Consider the following 5,159-nt stretch of genomic DNA (forward strand, 5'->3'; position numbering starts at 1 on the left):
CAGCGCCTCGACCACGGTGACGTCGGCGCCCTTGCCGCGGCTGGTGGCGGCGACCTCGGCGCCGATGAAGCCGGCGCCGATGACGATCACGTGTACGCCCGGACGAAGCTGGGCGCGGAGCTGGTCGGCGTCCCGCCGGGTGCGCAGGTAGTGGATACGCTCACCGGCGACGTCCGGGAGGCGGCGTGGGCTGCCGCCGGTGGCGAGGAGGATCATGTCCGCGGCGACCTCCGTGCCGTCGGCCAACTCGACCCGTCCGCGCTCCGGCCGGATCCGGACGGCCGGTTGGCCGAGTCGCAGGTGTACGTCGTTGGCCGCGCACCACTGCTCCGGCAGCAGGTTCAGGCCGCAGTCGTCGTCGCCGGCGAGGTACTCCTTCGACAGCGGCGGCCGCTGGTACGGCGCCTCCGGTTCCGCGCCGAGCAGCTCGATTCGGCCGTCGAACCCGCGCCGGCGCAGGGCACGGGCGGCGACGGCGGCGGCCTGACCGGCCCCGACGGTGACAATTGTCCTGGTCATGGGTGCCTCACCCGGCTGCCATGCTCGTGTACGGGGCGGCGTCAGCGCCGTCGGGGCGGGGCCGCGGGTTGACGTAGATCTTGTCGTCCTCCACCCTGACGTCGTACGTCGGCTGGCACTCGACCTGGTCCGCCGCCTGTCCGGTGGCGGGGTCGAAGGACCACTGGTGGCCGGGGCAGATGATCCGCCCGTGCAGCACCGTCCCCTTGCTCAGCGAGCGCTGCTTGTGCACGCAGACGTCGTGCAAGGCGAAGACCCGACCGCCGACGAGGAACAACGCGATCGGTGTGCCGTCGACGAGCACCTGCTTCTTCTTGCGGCGCGCGAGCTCCGGCAGCTCGGCGACGAGCACCCACTCGACGGGGTTAGGCTCGCTCACTGTCGACTCCCTCCGTGTCTGAAGCGGTTGCGGTACTCCGCCCACAGATGCCGGAAGGGTGGGCCAACCAGTGGACCCACCCGTCCGACTGCTTCGATCAGGCGCTGACCAGGTCCGGCGCCACGTAGGTGTCGTAGAGCGCCTTGGTGTACGAGAAGCGCATCTCTGCACCCCAGCGGACGAACTGCAGCGATCGCTGCTGAAGTTCGGGCGTGTTGGCGTGGTCCAAGACGATCTGGTAGCCACGCTCGCCGTGCACCTCGTCGGAGGTGATGTGCAGGTCGAAGAACTCGATCTCGTCCTCGGTGAAGCCGTACGCCTCGCGCAGCGGGACGATCTGCTTCTTGTAGATGCTCGGCACCTGGGACTCGAGACCCACGACCAGCGCCGCGGTCGCCACCGCGAAGTGCTCGCGGATGGCAGTCGCGTAACACCACGCCTGAAGGCCGCGGGTCACCGCGTTCATGTTGTTCGGGTCCTCGATCCGCTCCCGGGTCGTCCCGCACGCCTCAGCGAAGCGGATCAGCAGGTCGGTGTGGCGGATGTCGGCCAGTTCCTCCTCGTACATGTTCTGCAGGAGGAAGTCCTTGGCGTCGGTGCAGGTGTCGGGGGTGTTGGCGTAGACGTAGCTCAGGTAGTCGGCGAACGGGCCCACGTAGTGGTAGTGGTTCTCCGCCCAGCGCGCGAAGTGGTGCCGCTGCAGCTTGCCATCGGCCCATGCCTGGCTGAACGACGCGTTCTTGGCCTCTCTGCCCTTGATCGCGTCCTCGAGGGCAGCACGGAACTTGTCGCGGGAGAGCAGCTCGGTCATCTGGTCGCCTCTCTCTGTGGTGCGTCGGTGCGGTCCCGGCAGCCCGGCGCAGCGCCTTGGGAGTCTCTGGGATGCCACTAACGCTAAGGAGCCCGACGACCCGCACCCCACGGTCAAGATGCACATCATTCGCCGCAGCCTTCTGTGCAGACAGCCCACAGCGCCAATGGTGGCCGGTTTGCCATCGTGGGTCGGTGCCCACGATCAACAGCACGCATCCACGCCGATTCCGGTGGACGCCGACAAAAGGGTTGCCAAGCAGCGGCCAGCAGCGCCGGTGGCGGGAGGCGATGGCCGTCGTACTGGCGGTCAACAGCGGAGCCACCGACGCCATCGGGTTCCTGGCACTGGGCGGAGCCTTCACCAGCGTCATGACCGGGAACATGGTCCTGCTCGGGGTAGCCGTGGCCGGGGCCGACGGTGCGCTGGCCCTGCACACCGGGGCGGCAATCCTCTGCTTCATCCTCGGCTGCTCCCTCGGCACACGCATCGCCGGCACCCCGAGGCCCGACGACCCGGTCTGGCCGCCGGCGGTTACCCGGGCGCTGACCGTCGAGGCAGTGGTGCTCGTCGGGTACGCGGTGGGCTGGTGGTGGAGCGACGCCCACCCGTCGGGACAACTGCAACTGTCGTTGCTCGTTCTCAACGCGCTCGCGCTCGGCATCCAGAGCAGCACGGTCCAGCGCTTCGGCGTGGCGGGACTGTCCACCACCTACCTCACCGGGACGCTGACCACCCTGATCGCGCGACTCACCTCCGGGCACCGACTACGCGACGTCGCCCAGAGCGCCCTCACCCTCCTCGGGCTGATCACCGGCGCAGCGCTCGGCGCGCTGCTCGCGACCCGGGCACCCATGTGGGCACCCCTGGTGCAGCTGGGCAGCCTCGGCATCGTCCTGGCCGCCGCCGTCACAACGATCCAGCCGGCACCCGACCGCGCCCCTATTCGTCGCTGACTTCCCGCTCGGTGCGTAAGACTGGGTGTGGGCCGGCCGCTTGCGGCCGGCCCACACCCAGCCCACGAAGCGTCAGTCGACGACGGGTGGCGCCGTCTTCGCCGCGGCCGCTAGGGCCGCCGCCGCACCGGCGTACGGGTTGTAGGTGTACGTCCGAGACAGGCTGCCCGGGATCGTGAAGTACTCGACGGACAGCTTCGCCGGATCGGTGGCGATCTGGCCCCGGCCGGGCAGGTCGTCGCCGTCGTCCCAGCCCCACGGCGCGTTGGCCGAGTTGATCGAGCAGTCGAGCGTACCCACGCCACAGTCGCCGGAGTCGTCACCGGCAAAGGTACCGAGGTTCGCGAACAGGCTGGTGTTGGCCCGCTGCGCCCACAGGCCGCCACTGGCGAAGATGTCGATGAGCGTGTACCGCACGTTGCGGTCGTCGCCGCTGCTCGGCGTCTCCGCCACGGTCGACGGGTAGTACACGATGCCATCACCGTTGATGTCGTACTGCGGGTACGCCTTCAGGCCGTGCCCCTTCGCCTCCTGCGCGGTCACCGGGTGCAGGAACGCGTCGTGCGGCGACGCCTTGAGTTGCAGGGTGCCGTCGATGCTTTCCCGGCCGCTCGTCCAGGTGCTCCCCGCCGGGGTGTACGAGAAGAAGTTCGTGTGCGCCACGGTGACCGCAGCGCGCAGCACCCCGTACGTGGATCCGTCCCGCTGGATCGCGAGCAGCACGCCCTCGCCGTCGTTCTCGTGTTCCGTATCGAAGAAGTTGTCCGTCCAGTCGCGAGGGTGAAAGAACAGGTACGTGATGTACCAGTGCGTGCTCGTCTCCAGCACGGAGTAGTAGGCGTGCGCGGCGAACGAGACGCCCGCCTGGCCGGCGCGGTCCCAGTTGTTGCGCCCGTTGAGATCGCCGTCGAAGTCGACCTTGGTGATGTAGTCGGACTTGCCACCGAGCGCGTGGCTGCCGGTGACGTCGACGTCCTGGTAGTGGATCGGCGCCCAGCGCAGCGCCAACTGCGCCCTGGTGACCGCCGCACTCGCCGGTGCGGGCACCGCGAACCCCACCGCCACCAGCGCCGCAGCCGCTACGGTCGCCACCAACGATCTCCCAGTGATCCTGCTTTTGTTGGGCATGTGTGCTCCCGCATCCGGGGGGTACTGATAGATCGATGACAATATAGCTTGTCCAAAGCAAGACCGGGACCGACGTCGTGGCGGTGACCCGGACCGGGCGGGATGGGATAGACGTTCGCCAACTGGCTCATCGAGGGACCACCGGGAGGCCACGACTGCGATAGCATCGGCCGGCCTCTACTTGCGACCCATCGGGTCGGTAGGTCGAGTCCTTGATCAGCGCTGCATTCCACTTTGATGCTGCGCATCATGCCGCAACGGTAGGAGTCGACACGTGCGGAAAGCCTTCAGCATGGTCGTGGCCATGCTGCTCATCGTCATCGCCGCGGACGCCGCGCATGCCGATACGGGGACGGTCACCAGAGCAACGCTGACCAATGCGAACAACTTCTATCCCACGGTTGAAGAGCGCCTCCTGGCCAGAACCCTCACCCTCGCGGCCGGTGAGTCCCGGCACGTGCGTGGACGCCTCCAGGCGACCAGCAGCACCACGCGGAACGTGGCGATGAACAACACTCTCAAGTGCGTCAACTCGGCCGGTTCCGTCGTCGGCGTCACCTCCACGTCATCGCGTAACCACGAGGGCTCGGACACCACCTACTACGCCACGCCCGGTCATCTGCCGATCTACGCCGACCTGCTGTTCACCGCACCATCGGCGGGCACCTACACCTGCGGCCTCTATGCGTACACGGCCTCCAGTTCGCCCGACAGCTACTACCTGACCGCCGTCGCCACCGACACCTGGCTTGAGGTCAGCGACACCGACCAGGTGGGCGCACACTGGTGGCAGAACCCGACCTGCAACAGCACCGGTACCTCCAGCACCTGCACCTACATCGGCGCCGGCACCTCCACTGCCTGGGTGTTCTACAACGACGGCACGCCGGTGTACAAATGGAACGCCGACGCCAACGCCACCTCGGTACAGGCTCTGGCCACGTTGGAGCTGACCACCTGCTACGCAGGTACCGCGTCGTGCACCGGTGTCGACGCGTACGAGAAGCCGCTCGGCACGAACTCGGTGGTCGACATCCGCTTCGAGGTCATCCAGCTCGACACGACCGCGCACACCTGCCGGATGAACAGCACCACGACGTCCCGCAAGACAATCCGTGACGACGCGCACCACTACCCCGCGAGCCTTTCCCTTTCGGGTATCCCGATCGACCCGACCTGCGGAACCCGGAACTTCCTCATGCGGATCTTCGTCCAGCACATCTCTGGCAACCCAATCAAGATCGACGGGATGCAGAGCACCTCGTTGACGAACGGCATCGCCATGAACATCTTCTGACCTCGCCCAGCTCGGTCAGCGGACAACGAGCCTGAGGAATCGCGGACAGTTCAGGGCCCTCGCCGAGGG

Annotated in this window: 6 protein-coding genes; 2 read left to right on the forward strand and 4 right to left on the reverse strand. The window is 67.6% G+C overall.

All coding sequences use genetic code 11. The annotated features are described in order from the left end of the window. The 3 genes from ONA70_RS34515 to ONA70_RS34525 form a co-directional block, all read right to left on the reverse strand. Positions 1-519 (reverse strand): FAD-dependent oxidoreductase (locus ONA70_RS34515; protein ID WP_265010680.1); only part of this gene is annotated, 519 nt, incomplete at its 3' end. A 7-nt stretch (positions 520-526) separates the two neighbouring features. Next, a complete protein-coding gene (locus ONA70_RS34520) occupies positions 527-898 on the reverse strand; it encodes a Rieske (2Fe-2S) protein (protein ID WP_265010681.1) in 372 nt (123 codons plus the stop codon). Between the two features lie 97 nt (positions 899-995). Continuing rightward, positions 996-1,709: a TenA family transcriptional regulator gene (locus ONA70_RS34525; protein ID WP_265010682.1), complete on the reverse strand. Its 714-nt coding sequence runs from the start codon at positions 1,707-1,709 to the stop codon at positions 996-998. A 290-nt stretch (positions 1,710-1,999) separates the two neighbouring features. Here ONA70_RS34525 and ONA70_RS34530 point away from each other — a divergent pair, with 290 nt between their 5' ends. Further along, a complete protein-coding gene (locus tag ONA70_RS34530) occupies positions 2,000-2,665 on the forward strand; it encodes a YoaK family protein (protein WP_265010683.1) in 666 nt (221 codons plus the stop codon). A 72-nt stretch (positions 2,666-2,737) separates the two neighbouring features. On the opposite strand, the gene ONA70_RS34535 is transcribed toward ONA70_RS34530, so the two are convergent. Then, positions 2,738-3,757: a hypothetical protein gene (locus ONA70_RS34535; protein WP_265010684.1), complete on the reverse strand. Its 1,020-nt coding sequence runs from the start codon at positions 3,755-3,757 to the stop codon at positions 2,738-2,740. A gap of 340 nt (positions 3,758-4,097) precedes the next feature. Between ONA70_RS34535 and ONA70_RS34540 the strand changes: the two genes are divergently transcribed. Then, a complete protein-coding gene (locus ONA70_RS34540; protein ID WP_265010685.1) occupies positions 4,098-5,090 on the forward strand; it encodes a hypothetical protein in 993 nt (330 codons plus the stop codon). The last annotated feature ends 69 nt before the right edge of the window (positions 5,091-5,159 follow it).

The sequence above is a fragment of the Micromonospora yasonensis genome (genome assembly GCF_026013475.1).
Lineage (GTDB): Bacteria > Actinomycetota > Actinomycetes > Mycobacteriales > Micromonosporaceae > Micromonospora > Micromonospora yasonensis.